Consider the following 19,208-nt stretch of genomic DNA (forward strand, 5'->3'; position numbering starts at 1 on the left):
ATATTGCCGGATGGCGGCGTAAACGCCTTTATCCGGCCTACGCATGGTTAGGCTGTCTGTAGCTTAAATACGGCCATTGCTTCGATTAGCGCTGAAGACTGTTCTTCCAGCGAGCGGGTAGCCGCTGACGACTGCTGTACCAGCGCCGCATTTTGCTGCGCCGTTTCATCCATCTGAATCACCGCAATATTCACCTGTTCTATGCCGCGACTCTGTTCCTGGGACGCACTGGCAATTTCACGCATCAGTTTGGTCATGCGCATGACTTCATTGGCAATCTCATCCATGGTTTCGCCCGCCTGCTGCGCCAGTTCGCTGCCTTCCCCTACGTGGGTGTGCGAATCGCTGATTAACGTGCGGATCTCTTTGGCCGCCTCGGCGCTGCGGCTGGCCAGATTACGTACTTCACCTGCAACAACCGCAAAGCCCCGCCCCTGCTCACCGGCGCGCGCCGCTTCAACGGAAGCGTTGAGCGCCAGGATATTGGTCTGGAAAGCAATACCGTCGATTACGCTGAGGATGTCGGCGATTCGGCTGGAGCTGCCGGAAATATCGCGCATTTTCTCGATCACATAGCACACCATTTCACTACCGCGATCGGCGGTATCCGACACCGATTTTGCCAGTTGGTGAGCCTGTTCCGCGTTCTGCGCATTCTGTTTCACCGTCGCCGTGAGTTCTTCCATGCTGGCGGCGGTCTGCTCCAGTGAAGTGGCTGTCGATTCAGTGCGTTGCGCCAGATGCTGGTTCCCGGCCGTCAGTTCACGACTGCCAATATCAATTTGCGAACTGGCATCGCGTACGCGTTGTACCGAGTCGCCCAGCGCATGGCGCATGTCATCCATTGCCGCGTTCAGGCGGTTGAATTCAGCGCTGGCCGACAGCGTGGTAACCGGTGATAAATCCCCCGTCGCCAGACGTTCCAGTTGCTCAACCATATTATCCAGCGGTTTGAGAAACTTATTTCGCAGCATAAACCAAATAACCGCCAGCAATGCGATAGCAGTCAACATCGCAGCACTCATAATACCGTGATAAATCAATGAGGTAATGACACGCGTAGAGGCATATAGCCCCATACCACCGGTCAGTAACAGAAGGAAAGTCAGCAAAGACAATAACACCAACAAACTTGATCGAATTGAAAGGGATTTTGGCATCGTTATATTTCCGGTTGTAGGGTTAAAACAGACCTGTACAGAACCTATCGACTACAACCGGAAAAAGTTTAGGTATTTAAATGTTTTGTGCAAAATCATGATGTTACTTTGGTGTTGCCGCCGTACCCACTCGGGTAACCGGCGAGCTTTGACGATTTTCCCAAAGCACCGTCAGGCCGCGTTGTAACGCTATAAAAATAAACAATAAAATGCCAATCGCGATCTTCGTCCACCAGGAACTTAATGTGCCATCAAAATTAATGTAGGTCTGGATCAGCCCTTGGATCGCCACGCCAAAAAGCGTACCCAACACCGTTCCCACGCCGCCGCTTAGCAGCGTTCCGCCAATCACCACTGAGGCAATCGCATCCAGCTCAACGCCAACGCCCGCCAGCGCATAACCCGCCTGGGTGTAAATGGAAAATACAATGCCGGCCAGCGTAGCAAGCCCGGTAGACAGCATATAAATGCGGATCGTTGTGCTGCGAGTAGAAATGCCCATCAGGTTAGCAGAGGTGGCGTTGCCGCCAATGGCGTAAACCTGATTACCAAAGCGCGTACGATGCGCAAGGAAGATGCCAATCACCACCACGCCCAGCATTAACAACCCCATCGCGCTCAGGCGACCGCCGCCAGGAATTTTCCATGCCAGACTGGAGAGCGTGTCATAAATCGGATGGTTAATCGGGATGGATTCTTCTGAAACCAGATAGCTGACGCCGCGCAGGAAGAACATTCCCGCCAGAGTGATAATAAATGCCGGGATCTTCAGCGCATCAATCAGTAACCCCATAAATGCGCCAAACGCGCAGCCCATCAGCAAAATCAGGGGGAACGCCAGCAGCGGGGAAATACCCCAATAGCCAATGGCCTTCGCCAAAAATACGCCGGTAAACGCGATCACCGAGCCAACGGAAAGGTCGATCCCGCCAGAGAGGATCACGAAGGTCATGCCCACGGCGATAATCCCTAAAAAAGCGTTATCAGTCAGGATATTGCAAATCACCCGGGTGGAAGCAAAAGCTGGAAACTGCGTCAGGCAGTAAAGGTAGCCCAGCACAAACACGCCGAGGGTGATCATCAGCGGTAAATTACGTTTTATCATGACCACGCACTCCTTTTATCAGGCTGATAAAGCGTTGTGACTGCACGACCAGCACACACAACACCACCACGGCTTTGACCACCTGATTCAGTTCCGGCTGGAAGCCCGACAGCAAAATCCCGGTGTTCATGCCCTGAATAATCAACGCGCCTACCACCGACAGCAGCAGGTTAAAGCGCCCGCCCATTAGCGAGCCACCACCGATGACTACCGCCAGGATGGCATCCAGTTCCAGCCATAATCCGGCGTTATTGGCGTCTGCCCCGCGGATATCCGCCGTGACGATAATGCCAGCGATAGCCGCGCACAGGCCGCTCAGCACATAGGTGAGCATCACGATAATGCGGGTGTTCACCCCAGCGTTTTTTGCCGCACGAATGTTGATACCCACCGCTTCGATAAACATACCCAGCGCCGTTTTCCGCGTCAGCAGCCAGAACACCACCAGCGTGAGCAGTGCAATAATTACCGGCGTAGGGAACAGTAAGAGCGAGCCGCTACCAAACCACGACAGCTCGGGCGAGTTGAAAGTGACGATTTGCCCGGAAGTGATAAGCTGCGCCACTCCACGCCCGGCCACCATCAGGATTAGCGTGGCGACAAACGGTTGGATCTTGAGTATGGCCACCAGAATCCCATTCCACAGCCCAGCCAGAATGCCGGAGCCTAAGGCGGCAAGCAGCACCACCGGTAGACTGTGCCCGGCCACCGTCATCGCCGCAGTAGTGGCGCCAGCAATAGCCATGACGGCACCCACGGAAAGGTCGATGCCGCCGGTGGCAATCACCAGCGTCATACCAATCGCCAACAGCGCCACGGGAGCGGCGCGGTTGAGAATATCAATCGGGCTACCAAACAGCCGACCATCCTGCAAAATCACCTGGTAGAAGTGCGGGGCGACTAGGCTATCCACCAGCAGCACCAGCAGTAACGCCACCAGTTGTGGCATCCCCTTTGGCCAACGGAACCGCCGTTTAGGCGGATTGGATTGAGGGAGAGATTGAGGCATCACCATAGTCTCCTTAGGCCGCAATGGCGTTCATGATCGCCGGTACGGACAGTTCAGCAAGTGGGATCTCGGCCACTTGTTTGCGATCGCGCATAATAATGACCCGATCGGCATAGCCCACTAACTCTTCCAGTTCGGATGAAATGACCAGCAGCGCCAGACCATCCGCACACAGCGTTTCGATCAGGCGGATGATCTCGGCATGTGCGCCGACGTCGATCCCACGCGTGGGTTCATCGAGGATCAGGAACTGCGGTTTGGTCAGTAACCAGCGCGAGAGCAATACTTTTTGCTGATTGCCGCCGGAGAGAAACTCGATCGGCTGTTCAGCGTTGGGGGTGCGAATTCCGAGCTGGCGGATAAAACGCTCGGCAATCTCGTTTTGTTCTTTCCGTGGGATAGGCCGCAGCCAGCCGCGCTGCGCCTGCAATGCCAGAATGATGTTTTCCCGCACCGAAGCGGCGGCAATAATGCCATCCGTTTTGCGATCCTCCGGACAGAAACCGATTCCCAGACACGAAGCCTGATGCGGCGATCGCAAGGTCTGCGGTTTGCCTTTGATCAGCGCACTTCCGCTGTCGGCGGGTTTAATACCGAAGATCACCTCTGCCGTTTCCGTTCGCCCGGATCCCAGCAGTCCTGCGAGACCGACGATCTCACCGGGACGCACCTGTAGATCAAACGGCGCGATGGTGCCTTTTTTGCCAAAGTCGCTAAAGGCCGCCACCGGCTTATCGCTAAGCAATGTGCGGCCCGCACGCTGTAGCGCATGGGTATCCAGTTCGCGACCCAGCATCATTTTGACCAGTTCAATTTGCGGTAATTCCCGGGTTTCACGGCAGCCAACGAAGCCGCCGTTACGCAGAACGGTGATGCGATCGCTAACCTGATAAACCTGATCGAGGAAATGAGTGACGAAGATCAGGCTGACGCCCCGATCGCGCAGATGACGCATCAGGCCGAACAGCATTTCAACTTCCTGGGTATCGAGGCTGGCGGTCGGCTCATCGAGGATCAGCACTTTCGCGGAGAGATCGATCGCTCGACAGATGGCGACGATTTGTTGCATCGCCACGGAAAAGCGGTTCAGCGGCTCACGCACGTCAAGGGAAAAACCGTATGACGCCATCAGCTCCGTCGCGCGTTTTTCCATCTGCTTGCGCTGAAGCAGGCCAAAACGCCGCGGCTCACGGCCAATAAATAAGTTATCGGCAACCGACATATTGGGCAGCAGGTTCACTTCCTGGTACACGGTGCCAATCCCCAGTTGCTGGGCATGGGCGGTGTTTTTGGGGGAGATCAGTTGGCCTTCGAGCCAGATAGTGCCGCGATCTGCATGGTAAACGCCGGTCAGCGCTTTGATGAGCGTCGATTTGCCGGCTCCGTTTTCCCCCAGCAGCGCCATAATTTCACCGCGACGCAAGCTGAAATCCACGTTATCCAACGCTTTGACGCCGGGAAAGAATTTGCTTAATCCTTCGGTGCGGAGGATTTCCTGATGTTGGTCGGTGGTCATGATTCCCCCTGCATCACGCCGGATGGCGCTACGCTTATCCGGCCTACAAAAGAGCGTAATGTAGGCCGGGCAAGCGCAGCCCCCCGGCATTTTCATGAAGGCTTAGTAGCCCATGTTTTTCTTCTTCTCTAACTCTTCTTTCGCCGTATCCGGCAGATAAAGGATCGACTTGGTAATGGTCAGCTTCTCAGGCATCGTGCCGTCTTTTTTGAATTTCTCCAGCGCGTCGAATGCCGGACCCGCCATATTCGGCGTCAGTTCAACGCTGGCGTTGGCTTCACCGTCAATCATCGCTTTGTAGATATCCGGTACGCCGTCGATAGAACCGGTGAGAATATCTTTGCCGGGTTTCAGACCCGCTTCTTTGATCGCCTGGATAGCACCGATCACCATGTCATCGTTGTGGGCGTAAACCATGCAGATGTTCTTGCCGTTGTTTTCTGCTTTGATAAAGCTCTCCATCACTTCTTTCCCTTTACTGCGGGTGAAGTCACCGGACTGAGAACGGATAATTTTGATGTTTGGCGCACTGGCGATGGCTTCAGCAAAGCCTTTTTTACGATCGATCGCCACGCTGGCCCCGACGGTCCCTTGCAGCTCAACGACGTTACACGGCTTGCCGTCCACTTGTTTAATCAGCCAGTCGCCAATCAATTTGCCTTCCAGCACGTTGTCGGCGGTGACGGTGGTCATATAGAGAGATTTGTCTTTTACATCGATGGAACGATCAAGCAAAAAGACCGGAATGTCGGCATCTTTCGCTTCTTTTAAAACCGGCTCCCAACCTGTTGCCACGACCGGCGCAATAAAGATGGCGTCGACGCCCTGCGCAACAAATGAGCGAACTGCTTTAATCTGGTTTTCCTGCTTTTGTTGGCCATCAGCGATTTTCAGCGTAATTCCCCGCTTTTCGGCCTCGCTTTTCGCGACGTTGGTTTCTGCTGCGCGCCAGCCCGATTCAGAGCCAACCTGCGAAAATCCTACGGTTAAAGGGGCTGCCATTGCCATAGACGACATGGCTGCCGAAACTGCTGTGACTAAAAGTAAGCGCTTCCACATAAGTGCGTCCTCGTAGGGTGATTATTGTTGGTTAATTAACCGTTGCGAAAAAACTATAGACAATTGAGCATGTAACGGATTGCGTTACATCACACTTCAAAAAAGTAAATAAAACGTTAATCACAACTTTGTAATCGCTTTCATCTCGCTATGAAAAATGCGGCTGAAGATATGGACTTTTCTGTCACGAGAGAGAGGTGAAAAGAAGAAAATGCACGCAGAGAAAGCGAAAACAAGCGGAGACATTCCGCGCGAGTTGGCTATAATACCCGCCACTTGTTTGCCATAGCTTATTTAAAGGAAACAGACATGAGCTTACTCAACGTCCCTGCCGGTAAAGACCTGCCGGAAGATATCTACGTTGTTATCGAGATCCCTGCTAACGCAGATCCGATCAAATACGAAGTTGACAAAGAGAGCGGCGCCCTGTTCGTTGACCGCTTCATGTCCACCGCGATGTTCTATCCGTGCAACTACGGTTACATCAACCACACCCTGTCTCTGGATGGTGACCCGGTAGACGTTCTGGTCCCGACTCCGTACCCGCTGGAGCCAGGTTCAGTGATTCGTTGCCGCCCGGTTGGCGTACTGAAAATGACCGACGAATCCGGTGAAGATGCGAAACTGGTTGCGGTACCGCACACCAAGCTGAGCAAAGAATACGATCACATCAAAGATGTGACCGACCTGCCGGAACTGCTGAAAGCGCAGATCACCCATTTCTTCGAACACTACAAAGATCTCGAAGCTGGCAAATGGGTAAAAGTTGACGGTTGGGACAACGCTGAAGCCGCTAAAGCTGAAATCGTTGCTTCCTTCGAGCGCGCGAAGAAGTAAGTTTTACTTTTGATGCTTAGCCCCGCATGTCGGGGCTTTTTTGTGCCCTGATACAAGTGCAACAGGTACATAAAACAACGCCACCCGAAGGTGGCGTGTTCACATCAGTACTGGTCTCTGTCTAACCAGTTACCGCTTTCAATCAGCGTTAAGCCATCAACCGGACGTTGGTACACGTACATCCATGCACTTCCGTACGGCGTTTGAATTAACTGGCGCGCGTATTCACCGCCACGGGTACGCAGAGCGTCAAGCTCTGCCAGCGTGGCGTTATCAATACGATAAACTTCCCCGTGTACTGTTCCATTTCCCGGAACCGCGCCTGGATAGTGGCCCAGGCTGTACAACTGGTAGTTATCGATACTGAAATTTCCCAGCAACAGGGCATTGGTCATCCAGTGGCTGTTGCCTTGTTTGGTTCGTAAACTGCCGTAGACAAATATTCGCATTGCTAAAACTCGAACTGATAGAGCAAATCAAGTGCCTGATCTACGCCAGACACTGCTTCCAGATATAGCTTAGGCATCAGACGATAACGTAGCGTGAGTGTCGCTAAGGAGTCAAATATACCCACACCATATTTCACCTGCAGACCTGGCAGTACGTATCCGCTGACAACCACCTGAGATGAGTCGCCCACCCCTTGCGTGTCCAGTGCCAGATTGCTTACGCCAAATGTCTCCCCGATTTTACCCACAACCTGACCACTTTGTGCAACCCCCAGACCAATAAGCATTGAGGTCATCGCCGCGCTATCGCTCTGCTCGCTATCCAGCCCTTGTCCGCGTAGCAGGTAGGAAAGCGCCATTTGCTGCGACATTGCCGGGTCGGAGAAGATCTCCGCTTTCGGTTCATCAGCGGTGCCGGTGACGCGAACGCCGGCGATCACGTCGTCTTCGGTGGCATCCGGGTTACGAATCGCTTCGATGTTAAGCAACGGTTGATCCGGCGGGCCGGAGAACAACAGCTCGCCCTTACGCACAATCAGATCCTGACCATAGGCATGGAAGCGACCACTCGGAATATTAATTTGGCCGTTCAGCCCCAGCCCCTGCTTATCCTGTACCACTTTCAGGTCGCCCGTCAGACGCGCTTTCAGACCAAAGGCGTCAAGACGCACGTTGTTACCGACGTGGATGTTCAGGTTGCTGTTGATCGGAATGCCGGCGGTCTGCGGTTTCTCGGGCTGCAGATTGTTGTTAAGCATGACCATATCGCTGGACACCCCTACTGCGCTCTCCGGCAGGTCGTGTACCACGATACGCGCCCACGGCACATCTACGTTGCCATCAAGGGTGAACAGGCTTGGCGTGGCTTCAAAGACCACGTCCGGCGAGACATCCAGGCGAACCATCGGCGGCACGGTAATACGTACCCTGCTGCCTTTAGCCGCGACCCGCGCCCGCCAGTTGTCTATCTGACTCCAGTCGGCATCGCCGCTCAGGTTAATTTCTCCCTGCTGCGTACGCACCACGCCCGCCAGCGTTGAGCGTGTTCCTGTGAAGTTAACGGCTAACTGGCTTGGCTGCATGTCAAACGGCATAAAGTTACCGTCTATATCCAGACCGCTCAGTTGCAGCTGTCCGAGCAACTGCGGGCTTTGCACATCGCCGCCCAGCCGCAGGTTGGCGTTGATCATCCCTGCCGCTTTTTCACCGCGCGAGAAGATGGGGTTCACCATCGCCAGATTGAAGTTGCGAATATTGACGTTACCGCCCAGATTACGGCGCCCTTGCGGGTCTGTTACCTGCACCTGTCCGTCAAACTGTCCGTTGTTGGTCAGACGAATCAGCCAGCCCAGCTCGGCACGGTTATTGTGCAGGTCGGCGGTGAGATTCAACGTTTCAAACGCCACGGGGAGCGGTGCATCATTCACGCTTTGCGTGACCTTCACGTTACGTCCGCTCAGGGTGACCTGCCCCTGTGGCAGACCCTCTTTGGTGGTGTCCCAACTCACATCGGCTTTACCGGTGAACACGCCGCTGGCCTGGGTTGTCTCCGGCATAAACGGTTTTAGCATCGCCAGGTCGAAGCGGTTTAGATTCACCACCGCGCGCCCTTCCGCGCCCGCATCAATCGTCTGTGGTACGCACAGCTCCGCATTCGGGTTGTTCCAGCAGTGCGGTCCGATACTAATTTTTTGTTCCTGATTACGGTAATCCAGCGCGATAGCCCGGTTGAGCGACCACGGACCGACCGGCGTCTGGAAGCGAGTATTGCTTAACTCTCCTTTCCAGCGCTGTTCTTTGCGATCAAAGCTCCCGGCAAGATCCAGTTGCCCGGAAACCGGTTCACCCTGAATGCGCAACTGCAGCTCGTGCTGCTTTTCACTGCCTTTGGCGTTGAGCGTCACCAGGCCAATATTCACGTCAGGTTGTACAATCCGCTCTACGCGAACATTAAGATTACCGGCAATTTGCTCGGCCGATTTCACATCCCCTTCAACACGTACCTGAGCAACGGAAAGTTCCTGCCAGCGCAGACCACGGGCGGTAATATCCGCCAGCAGCTGTGGTGCTTCAACCGTACCGCGAACTTTTACCAGCCCTTTCGCCGTACCGCCCAGCCCCGGCAGCGCGTTATCCAGGCTTGGGGCATCAATCGTCGCGTCGAGGTTGAGGTCTTTAACCCCCAGTTCACCTTTTACGTCCGCACTGTTGCGCCCCAGTTCCAGATGCAGGCCCGGGATCGCCCACTGCAGGTAGCTGTTCCCCTTCAGCGAACCGTTCACATTGACCTTGTTCTGCTTCACGTTGCCGGTCAGCTTCAGCTCGGGAACCTCCATCTGCCAGCTTCCGCCGTACAGACTGCCGCGAGTTTTCACCAGGCCATTCAGTTTTGACGGCCAATCCGGGATCGCTTTTGCGGTGTTGATACCATCCAGCGTTAGCTCCCCGCGCCAGCTGATCGCCTGCTGCCAGTCCACCAGCGCTTTCAGCTCGGTTTTCCCTTCCAGCGCCGCAACGCTGAGTTTGTCGAGATTGATCTGCTGCTCGTTGCCTTTGGCGTCCAGCGTGATGGTAGCCGGTGGAATATCCTGACCTTTCACGGCGGTACGCATCGACAGCGTATAGTCGGTCATCTTACCGGTCAGTTTGAGTTTGATGTCATCGGCCTGGAACTGTTTCTCACCGGTAAACGGCCAGTAAACCTGCTTACTCACCACCTCAATGTTGAGCGGTAATCCGGCTTCAGCCAGACGCGTCTGTGCACGCAGGTCCATATCCACCGGACCAGACAGATTGACGCCGACTTCCAACTGCTCGCGCAGCGCGCCGCCGACCTTCAGCTTCACCTTTTCGCCTTTTAACGGGTCGATGTTTAGCGTGCTGTTTAACGTAATATCAACCGGCCACGTGTCGGTCAGTTGCGCCGTGCCGCTGGCTTTTACCGTTCCCTGATTCGAGTCGATGTCCAGCGCGTCGAGCTTCATGTTGCCGTCAATGCTGCTCACTTTTAGCAGCATGCTATGGACCGTTAAATCCGTATCTCCGGTCACGCGCAGCTGCTCGCCGCGAAACTCTTCAATATTGAGATTGAGCGGCAGATGGACATCGGTCATTTCCGGCAGCACCGGCTGTGAGAACAGATCTTTTAGCGTTTCGCCGAGCGGCTTTTCATCCGGCTGCGGGTTTTGAATCTTCGGTTCGACAACCTCTTCCTGCGCCACTTCCGCCACTTTAGGTAGGGCAATCAGTAGCCCCTGTAATGACGTTGGCTTCAACGTCAGCGTTTTTTCCTGCCAGTTCAGGCCGGAGGTAAAATCCAGCACCGAAACCGTGGTGTCATCGATTTTGATATTGATGTTGTTCAGCGCCACGCGCGAAAGCGTGATGGGGTAAGGCGTGGAAAGATTAAGCGGACCGCTCTCTTCTTCCTCAACCGGCGCGGATGGCGGCATCTTTTTGCTGTCGATCGCCACATTGATATTTTTCAGCGACAGATCGTTGACGCACAGACTGCTGTCCCACAGGCAGTTAAGCCCCACAGCCAGATGCACTTCGCCGGCATTCACCGCCACGCCAGGCTGGTCATAACGAATATTTTTCAGTGATAAATCCCGCCAGCCGCCGGTGACCTGACCAATCTCCAGCCCCGGAACCCAACGATTAGCTGCTTTGAAGATCAGATGCAGGCCCGAGGTGGTACCGACGAGGAACGCCACCGTGCCTAACAACAGCAGGATAAAAATCAGCACGCCGAGGCTTATCTTCTTCCATAAACTCATAATTCAGGCCCCAGACCGATGTAAAACTGTAAACCATGTTCATCTTTGTCGCCGACCGGGACGGCAAAGTCGAGCTTGATAGGCCCCACTGGTGATTGCCAGCGTACGCCGACCCCGGCACCGGTTTTGAAATCGCTTCGGCGAATATCGCTGACCGCTTCACCGCTATCGACAAACATCGCACCCCACCATTTACCGGTCACGTTGTACTGGTATTCCAGCGAGCCAGTTGCCAGCTTGGAGGCCCCTTTCAGCTTGCCGTCGCTACCTTCCGGCGAAATAGATTTGTATTTATAGCCGCGAATACTGCGATCGCCCCCGGCGAAGAAACGAAGGTCCGGCGGTACTTTGTCGAAGTCTCCGGTCTCAATCCAGCCGAGATTACCGCGCATCACAAAGCGATGACGATCGTACAGCGTACGGATCCAGACGTTTTGCGCCTGGAAAACGGAGAAATCAACATCTGACCCCCAGGCGGTGTTGGAGTAATCAATAGAATAACGCTGAGAGTCGCCCCAGACAGGCATCAGACCGCCACGCGAGCGCGTCCGGCTGATCATCACGCCCGGATAGAGCAGCATGGTGGTATTGGTGACGTTACCCTGGGTAAAGTGGTCGAGGCTCCAGCGCAGGTTGATCGCGCGCTGCCAGCCGCTGGAGAGATCCCAGTAGCGGGAAACCGCAAGCGTCGTGGAGTCCTGCTCGGTATCGTTTAAATCGGTACGCTTAAAGCCGCCTTGCACCAGGTAATACTGTTCCAGCGGGTTCTTTAACAGCGGCATTTTATAGCTGAAATCAAGCACCTGCTCTGGTGCCGAGATACTGGCGCTGGTCGTCAGGCTGTGGCCGTAGGAGTTCATCCACGGCTTTTTCCACGAGGTCTTCACCCGTGGTCCAACATCAGTTGAATAACCGACCCCGGTTTCGATGGTGTTTTCGGTGCGCGGTGAGACCACGCCTTTCAGCGGCAGCACTTTGGTTTTGCGGGCTTTATCAAACTCCGGCGCGACGACCACGGAGTTAAACCATCCGGTCGCCGACAGACGACGGTTCAGTTCGCCCAGATCTTTCGACTCGTACTCTTCACCTTCTTTAAAGGGCACCAGATTTTGCAGATACTCATCGCGAATTTGCGAGCCTTCAAAGGTGACATGCCCAAAGCGATAGCGTTCGCCGCTGTTGTAATCGATATCCCAGAACGCCTGGCGGCGCTCAAGCGCTATTCCAAGCTGGCTTTTATTAAATTCACTGTCGAAATAACCTTTGCGCAGCGCCACGCTGGTGAGTGACTTTTTGAAGTTGTCATAGTCCCCCTGATTCAGCACGGTGCCGATTGCCGGGCGCGTTTTCAACAGATCCAGATAATCTTTATCCGTACGCGCGCCACCACGCAAAATCACCTCGGTGCCACCAATCAGCACCGGCTCGCCGGGGGTCACTTTGGCGATCAGCACCTGGCGGCCTTTCGCCGGCGGTGGACGTAGTTCAAAATCAATGGTCGGCTCAAAGTAGCCCAGCGCTTTTAGCCCTTCGCGGATGGCATCATCAACGCGCGCACGAAAGCGTCGGTCTGGAGTGACTTCATCACTTTGAATCGTGGACAGCTGCGCACGGACGTTTTTCTCCAGCGGTCCTGATAATCCTTCGACCTGTAAGCGAACATTCGCGGCGGCGGCGGAGCCACTTAAGCACAGTAATCCCACCCAACATAACTGACGGATATGTGGCACATTTTCTCCTGAATATCCTTTTTTCCCACCCCTGGAAAAAAATACTATGCCGTTCCTCGGCTTAACAAAAAATCAACAATAAGAGTTGAAAAACAGACGACAACCCAAATATTTCTTATGTTTAACTCTAGACGTATTCACGCCGTTTATTGTGGGCAAAGACGCGTCTCGTTACAACCTTAACCCAAATGACTGATTTCGGGAGAACGGCCATGAGTTTATTTGATAGAAAGCATCTTGTTACTCAAGCAGATGCGCTACCTGGACGCAACACCCCGATGCCAGTGGCAACGCTGCATGCGGTTAACCAACATTCGATGACCAACGTGCCCGACGGTATGGAGACCGCTTATTTCGCCATGGGATGTTTCTGGGGCGTTGAGCGTTTATTCTGGTCATTACCCGGGGTATACAGCACGGCGGCCGGATACACCGGCGGCTACACCCCAAACCCAACCTATCGGGAAGTGTGTTCTGGCGACACCGGGCATGCCGAAGCGGTACGCATCGTCTATGACCCGCATGTTATCAGCTACGAACAACTGCTGCAGGTGTTCTGGGAAAATCACGATCCGGCGCAGGGCATGCGTCAGGGGAACGACCAGGGCACACAGTATCGCTCCGCCATTTACCCGTTAACGCCGGAACAAACCGCCGCCGCACAGGCCAGCCTTGAGCGTTTTCAGGCAGCTATGACCGCCGCAGGCGACGAGCGCACCATTACCACGGAAATCACTACGGCAACGCCTTTCTACTATGCCGAGGACGATCATCAGCAATATCTGCATAAAAATCCTTATGGATATTGTGGCATTGGCGGAATTGGCGTTTGCCTGCCGCCACAAGGATAATCGCCGCCCTCTGGCGGCTTTACAGTACCTTACGCTATACTAGCTTCTGAAATTACCGGTCCACTCCCTTCGGACCGGTTTTCATTGAATATTCCATTGGATTTATACTCTATAGATTTCGAGTTGCAGGCAGGCGGCAAACTCGTGAATCCCCAGGAGCATAGATAACTATGTGACTGGGGTGAATGAGTGCAGCTAACGCACCTGCAGCTTGAAAGACGACGAGTATCAACTTCTCCCTTCCGAGGATCTGACCTGAACGGTCGGATAAGATATGTTAAACAGTATTTTAGTCATTCTCTGCCTGATCGCCGTGAGTGCGTTTTTCTCGATATCTGAGATCTCGCTTGCTGCATCACGCAAAATAAAACTTAAACTGCTTGCCGATGAAGGCAACGTAAACGCACAACGTGTTTTGAAGATGCAGGAAAACCCCGGCATGTTTTTTACCGTCGTGCAAATTGGCCTTAACGCGGTCGCCATTCTCGGCGGTATCGTCGGTGATGCAGCATTCTCCCCGGCGTTTTACAGCCTTTTCTCGAAGTACTTCGCTCCAGAGCTGTCCGAACAGTTAAGCTTTATTCTGTCATTCTCGCTGGTTACTGGCCTGTTCATCCTGTTCGCGGATTTAACCCCGAAACGCATCGGTATGATTGCGCCAGAAGCTGTGGCTTTGCGTATCATCAACCCGATGCGCTTCTGCCTGCTGGTCTTCCGCCCGCTGGTGTGGTTCTTTAACGGTCTGGCAAACAACATTTTCCGTCTGTTTAAGATCCCAATGGTGCGAAAAGATGACATCACCTCAGACGACATTTACGCCGTGGTCGAAGCCGGTGCGCTGGCGGGTGTTCTGCGCAAACAGGAGCATGAGCTGATTGAAAATGTGTTCGAACTGGAATCGCGTACCGTCCCGTCTTCAATGACCTCGCGCGAGAATATTATCTGGTTCGATCTCCATGAAGATGAGCAAAGCCTGAAGAACAAGGTGGCGGAACATCCGCACTCCAAATTCCTGGTGTGTAACGAAGATATCGACCACATCATTGGTTATGTCGATTCAAAGGATCTCCTCAACCGCGTACTGGCGAACCAAAGCATGGCGCTGAACAGCGGCGTACAGATCCGCAATACGCTGATCGTCCCGGACACGCTGACGCTCTCTGAAGCACTGGAAAGCTTCAAAACCGCAGGCGAAGACTTTGCCGTCATCATGAACGAGTACGCGCTGGTGGTAGGGATTATCACGCTCAACGACGTGATGACCACGCTGATGGGTGATTTAGTTGGCCAGGGTCTGGAAGAGCAGATTGTGGCGCGTGATGAGAACTCATGGTTGGTTGATGGCGGTACGCCGATTGATGACGTTATGCGCGTGCTGGATATCGACGAGTTCCCGCAGTCCGGCAACTATGAAACCATCGGCGGCTTTATGATGTTCATGCTGCGTAAAATCCCGAAACGCACCGACTCGGTGAAGTATTCTGGCTACAAATTTGAAGTGGTGGATATCGATAACTACAAGATCGATCAGCTGCTGGTGACGCGTCTGGACAGCAAACCTACAGTTCTGGTACCAAAACTGCCAGATGCAAAAGAAGAGGCAAAGGCGTCGTAACGCCTTACAGAAACATCAACGGCTCCTGTCCAGGAGCCGTTTTTTTAACTACTGCATAGCACTTGATCAAGCCATCTCAGTTTGCAGACGCAAGACCTGACGGTTAACTTCGGACATCACGGAAAAATGCAGCTTGTCCTTCACTTTTGGGATAAGAATCTTACCCTTATCAAATTCAAAAGCGCCTACATCCTTGATATATAACCGTCCACGAAACAGGATCTTCACGTACTTCGCCACCTGCAGCGGGTTGTATCGTTGGAAAATTTTCATTGTTGTCTCCTGCTGAGCATTACGCCTTTGCGGTACCACAATCGGTCCGACAATCCTCAGGCGCAAATTTTAATGCCCTATGACTATAGACTATCTCGTTGATGTTTCCAGCGTGTATAAGTTTATTTACCTTCAGGTTACAATTATTCAGAATTATCTTTTCAACGCTTCGCTGTCTTCAGTATAAGCCTTCATTTTTCGCAGGATTTGTGCGCCCGTCCGCAAACTGGCATCGCGCTTGCGGGAAAAAGCATCAATCGCACATATGATTAAATTCCAGACCCAAGTGGTCGGATCACCTGCAAAATAAAAGAAAGAAGGAAAACCTATGACCTTACGAAAACTGCTGGCGCTGTCGTTTCTGCTGCTGCCGATGATTGCCTCCGCACATAAGTTTGAGACTGACCAACGCGTACCACCGGTGGGGATCGCCGATCGCGGCGAACTGATTCTCGATAACGATAAGTTTAGCTACAAAAGCTGGAATAGCGCGCAATTGCCTGGGAAAGTGCGAATTGTGCAACACATTGCCGGACGCACCTCCGCCAAAGAGAAAAATGCGACACTGATCGAGGCAATCAAAGCCGCCAACCTGCCGCACGACAAATATCAGACCACTACTATCGTCAACACAGATGACGCCATCCCCGGCTCCGGTATGTTTGTGCGCAGCAGTCTGGAGAGCAATAAGAAGCTCTACCCGTGGTCGCAATTCATTGTCGACAGCAATGGCATTGCGCGTAAAGCCTGGCAACTGGATGAAGAGAGCTCCGCTATCGTCGTACTCGATAAGGACGGACGCGTGCAGTGGGCAAAAGATGGCGCATTAACGCAGGAAGAGGTGCAGCAGGTAATTGCCCTGCTGCACAAATTGCTCAGTAAATAGAAACGCGGAAGCCGGGGTTGAGGAACGATTCACGTGGGGTGTAATCCAGAGGTTTCCCCTGCCAGTCGTGAACGTGCGCCCCGGCTGCGGCGGCAACAGCGTGGCCCGCGGCGGTGTCCCATACGTTAGTGGGCCCAAAACGCGGGTACAGCTGTGCGTGCCCTTCCGCCACCAGACAGAACTTCAACGATGAGCCAATCGACGTGGTCTGGTGCTCGCCCAACTGTTGCAGATACTCTTTTAACTCATTATCGGCATGCGAGCGGCTAATGACCACCAGCGGCGGACGCGCGTCACGAACCTGAATTTGTTTACGTACGCCGCACTCTTCTTTCCACGCTTTACCTTCTGCTGCGCTGTACATCACTTTCATTACCGGCGCGTAAACCACGCCCAGAACCGGCTTTCCCTTTTCGATCAGCGCAATATTGACCGTAAATTCACCGTTACGCTTAATGAACTCTTTGGTCCCGTCCAGCGGGTCCACCAGCCAGTAGCGCTGCCAGTGCTGGCGGACATCCCAGCCAGGAGGCGCTTCTTCAGACAGGACGGGAATATCCGGCGTCAGCGCCAGTAATCCCTCGAGGATAACCTTGTGCGCGGCGATATCCGCCGCCGTGACCGGAGAATCATCCTGCTTGCTGGTAATCTCCATCGGTTTGATTCCATCGTAGACCTGCATAATGGCATCGCCCGCGTTCCGTGCAAGCTGGCATACATGTTCTAGCATTCTCCACCTCGTTTCTGTCAGTGGTGTTAACTCGTTGTTTTACTTATACCCGATCGTCAGGGGATCCGCCAACTGTGATAGCGTCTGCGGTTTTAAACGCTATATTCATGTCATGATTCACAGTTCTGTAAGCAAGAAGATTTATATACATTTTCTTTTGTGGCTTAGATCTTAAAAGGATGCCCCTGATGATTAAGTTTAGTGCAACGCTTCTGGCAACGCTGATTGCAGCCAGCGTCAATGCCGCGACCGTCGATCTGCGTATAATGGAAACCACTGATTTGCATAGCAATATGATGGATTTCGATTATTACAAAGATACACCGACTGAAAAATTCGGTCTGGTACGAACGGCAAGTCTTATCAACGCTGCGCGTGGAGAAGTCAAAAACAGCGTGCTGGTTGATAATGGCGATCTGATTCAGGGCAGCCCGCTCGGGGATTACATGGCGGCCAAAGGGCTGAAAGCAGGCGAAACTCACCCGGTATATAAGGCGCTGAATACCCTGGATTACGCGGTGGGTAACCTCGGCAACCATGAATTCAACTACGGTCTTGAGTATCTGCACAACGCGCTGGCAGGGGCGAAGTTCCCTTACGTTAACGCCAATATCATCGACGTTAAGACCAAAAAGCCGCTGTTTACGCCTTATCTGATCAAAGACACTGAGGTTGTCGACAAAGAAGGGAACAAGCAGACGCTGAAGATTGGCTATATCGGTTTTGTGCCACCGCAGATTATGACCTGGGATAAAGCCAACCTCAGCGGTAAAGTGACGGTGAACGACATTACGGAAACTGCACGCAAATATGTTCCCGAAATGCGAGAAAAAGGTGCCGATGTCGTGGTGGTAGTTGCTCACTCCGGGCTTTCTGCCGACCCGTATCAAACCATGGCGGAAAACTCCGTTTATTACCTCAGTGAAGTCCCAGGCGTGGATGCCATTATGTTTGGCCACGCTCACGCCGTTTTCCCTGGTAAAGACTTTGCCAACATCAAAGGTGCAGATATCACAAAAGGTACGCTGAATGGGGTTCCGGCGGTGATGCCGGGCATGTGGGGCGATCATCTGGGGGTGGTGGATTTAGTGCTGAATAACGACAGCGGTAAATGGCAGGTCACCCAGGCGAAAGCCGAAGCACGTCCGATTTATGACGCGGCAGCGAAAAAATCACTGGCAGCAGAAGACAAAAAAATCGTTGAGATCCTGAAAGCCGATCACGACGCCACGCGTGAGTTTGTCAGCAAACCGATCGGTAAATCCGCCGACAATATGTACAGCTATCTGGCGCTGGTACAGGATGATCCGACCGTACAGGTGGTGAACAACGCGCAGAAAGCCTATGTGGAACACTTTATTCAGGGCGATCCGGATCTGGCAAAACTACCGGTACTTTCCGCCGCCGCGCCGTTTAAGGTCGGTGGGCGTAAGAACGATCCGGCCAGCTTTGTAGAAGTCGAAAAAGGCCAGTTAACCTTCCGTAACGCCGCTGATTTGTATCTCTATCCCAACACTCTGGTGGTGGTGAAAGCCAGCGGTAAAGAGGTGAAAGAGTGGCTGGAATGTTCCGCCGGGCAGTTCAATCAGATTGATATCCACAGCAGCAAACCACAGTCGTTGATTAACTGGGACGGCTTCCGTACCTATAATTTCGACGTGATTGATGGCGTGAATTATCAGATTGATGTTTCACAACCCGCCCGCTACGACGGGGAATGTCAGACCATTAATCCGAAAGCGGAACGTATTAAAAATCTGACCTTTAACGGCAAACCAATCGCTCCGAATGCTACCTTCCTCGTCGCGACCAACAACTACCGCGCCTACGGCGGTAAGTTTGCCGGAACCGGCGACAACCACATCGCGTTTGCTTCTCCGGATGAAAACCGCTCGGTGCTGGCCGCGTGGATTGGTGCACAGACGAAGCGTGCCGGTGAAATTCATCCGGCGGCAGATAACAACTGGCGTCTGGCGCCAATTCACAGCGATACGCCACTGGATATTCGCTTTGAAACATCACCGTCTGATAAAGCCGCGGCGTTTATTAAAGAGAAAGGCCAGTATCCGCTGAAAAAAGTCGCGACCGATGACATCGGTTTCGCCATTTACCAGTTGGATTTAAGTAAGTAATTTTCGTGCCGGATGCGACGCAATAGCGTCTTATCCGGCCTACGAGTCGAAGTAATCTGTAGGCCGGATAAGGCGTT

The 19,208-nt window shown here is 53.3% G+C and carries 15 protein-coding genes; 5 read left to right on the plus strand and 10 right to left on the minus strand.

The genetic code is table 11. The features are described 5' to 3' along the window. Nucleotides 1-47: 47 nt before the first annotated feature. The 5 genes from GFB57_RS01845 to ytfQ form a co-directional block, all read right to left on the minus strand. Nucleotides 48-1,160, minus strand: coding sequence for a methyl-accepting chemotaxis protein (locus GFB57_RS01845; protein WP_003025738.1), 1,113 nt, complete (start codon nt 1,158-1,160; stop codon nt 48-50). A 103-nt stretch (nt 1,161-1,263) separates the two neighbouring features. Continuing rightward, complete coding sequence (gene yjfF / locus GFB57_RS01850) at nt 1,264-2,265, minus strand: galactofuranose ABC transporter, permease protein YjfF (RefSeq protein ID WP_003025736.1); 1,002 nt, start codon at nt 2,263-2,265, stop codon at nt 1,264-1,266. Then, nucleotides 2,252-3,274 carry a galactofuranose ABC transporter, ATP-binding protein YtfT gene (gene ytfT / locus GFB57_RS01855; RefSeq protein WP_008323019.1) on the minus strand — a complete coding sequence of 341 codons (1,023 nt, stop codon included), beginning with the start codon at nt 3,272-3,274 and terminating at the stop codon, nt 2,252-2,254. Before ytfT ends, yjfF begins: the two co-directional genes overlap by 14 nt. Before the next feature lie 13 nt (nt 3,275-3,287). Beyond that, on the minus strand, nt 3,288-4,790 hold the full coding sequence (ytfR, locus tag GFB57_RS01860) for a galactofuranose ABC transporter, ATP-binding protein YtfR (protein WP_003025730.1): 1,503 nt from the start codon (nt 4,788-4,790) through the stop codon (nt 3,288-3,290). Nucleotides 4,791-4,892: 102 nt separating this feature from the next. Further along, on the minus strand, nt 4,893-5,849 hold the full coding sequence (gene ytfQ / locus GFB57_RS01865; RefSeq protein ID WP_003025728.1) for a galactofuranose ABC transporter substrate-binding protein YtfQ: 957 nt from the start codon (nt 5,847-5,849) through the stop codon (nt 4,893-4,895). A gap of 309 nt (nt 5,850-6,158) precedes the next feature. On the opposite strand from ytfQ, the gene ppa reads away from it, so the two are divergent. Further along, nucleotides 6,159-6,686, plus strand: a complete 528-nt coding sequence (ppa, locus tag GFB57_RS01870) for an inorganic diphosphatase (protein WP_003025726.1) — start codon at nt 6,159-6,161, stop codon at nt 6,684-6,686. 104 nt (nt 6,687-6,790) lie between these two features. Here ppa and GFB57_RS01875 read toward each other — a convergent pair whose 3' ends face one another. Genes GFB57_RS01875 through tamA form a run of 3 tightly spaced genes read right to left on the minus strand, consistent with a single transcriptional unit; the run spans nt 6,791 to nt 12,644 of the window. Beyond that, complete coding sequence (locus GFB57_RS01875) at nt 6,791-7,135, minus strand: gamma-glutamylcyclotransferase (RefSeq protein ID WP_003025723.1); 345 nt, start codon at nt 7,133-7,135, stop codon at nt 6,791-6,793. Between the two features lie 2 nt (nt 7,136-7,137). Beyond that, nucleotides 7,138-10,914 carry an autotransporter assembly complex protein TamB gene (gene tamB / locus GFB57_RS01880; RefSeq protein ID WP_003025720.1) on the minus strand — a complete coding sequence of 1,259 codons (3,777 nt, stop codon included), beginning with the start codon at nt 10,912-10,914 and terminating at the stop codon, nt 7,138-7,140. Beyond that, a complete protein-coding gene (gene tamA, locus GFB57_RS01885; protein ID WP_003025718.1) occupies nt 10,911-12,644 on the minus strand; it encodes an autotransporter assembly complex protein TamA in 1,734 nt (577 codons plus the stop codon). The genes tamB and tamA overlap by 4 nt, the downstream gene beginning before the upstream one ends. A gap of 212 nt (nt 12,645-12,856) precedes the next feature. On the opposite strand from tamA, the gene msrA reads away from it, so the two are divergent. Then, on the plus strand, nt 12,857-13,495 hold the full coding sequence (gene msrA, locus GFB57_RS01890) for a peptide-methionine (S)-S-oxide reductase MsrA (protein ID WP_003025715.1): 639 nt from the start codon (nt 12,857-12,859) through the stop codon (nt 13,493-13,495). Between the two features lie 274 nt (nt 13,496-13,769). Next, nucleotides 13,770-15,110, plus strand: coding sequence for a hemolysin family protein (locus GFB57_RS01895; RefSeq protein ID WP_003025713.1), 1,341 nt, complete (start codon nt 13,770-13,772; stop codon nt 15,108-15,110). A gap of 66 nt (nt 15,111-15,176) precedes the next feature. Here GFB57_RS01895 and GFB57_RS01900 read toward each other — a convergent pair whose 3' ends face one another. Then, complete coding sequence (locus GFB57_RS01900) at nt 15,177-15,383, minus strand: DUF1107 domain-containing protein (protein WP_003025710.1); 207 nt, start codon at nt 15,381-15,383, stop codon at nt 15,177-15,179. A 328-nt stretch (nt 15,384-15,711) separates the two neighbouring features. Between GFB57_RS01900 and GFB57_RS01905 the strand changes: the two genes are divergently transcribed. Continuing rightward, nucleotides 15,712-16,269, plus strand: coding sequence for a YtfJ family protein (locus tag GFB57_RS01905; protein ID WP_003025707.1), 558 nt, complete (start codon nt 15,712-15,714; stop codon nt 16,267-16,269). Here the strand turns inward: GFB57_RS01905 and cysQ are convergent. Then, entirely contained in the window at nt 16,259-16,999 is a 741-nt protein-coding gene (gene cysQ, locus GFB57_RS01910; protein ID WP_003025705.1) for a 3'(2'),5'-bisphosphate nucleotidase CysQ, read from the minus strand. The genes GFB57_RS01905 and cysQ overlap by 11 nt on opposite strands. A 188-nt stretch (nt 17,000-17,187) precedes the next feature. On the opposite strand from cysQ, the gene cpdB reads away from it, so the two are divergent. Then, complete coding sequence (gene cpdB / locus GFB57_RS01915; protein ID WP_008323021.1) at nt 17,188-19,131, plus strand: 2',3'-cyclic-nucleotide 2'-phosphodiesterase; 1,944 nt, start codon at nt 17,188-17,190, stop codon at nt 19,129-19,131. Nucleotides 19,132-19,208 lie beyond the last annotated feature (77 nt).

Origin of the sequence: Citrobacter sp. S39 (genome assembly GCF_009495675.1) — a bacterium.
Taxonomy (GTDB): Bacteria; Pseudomonadota; Gammaproteobacteria; order Enterobacterales; family Enterobacteriaceae; genus Citrobacter; species Citrobacter freundii.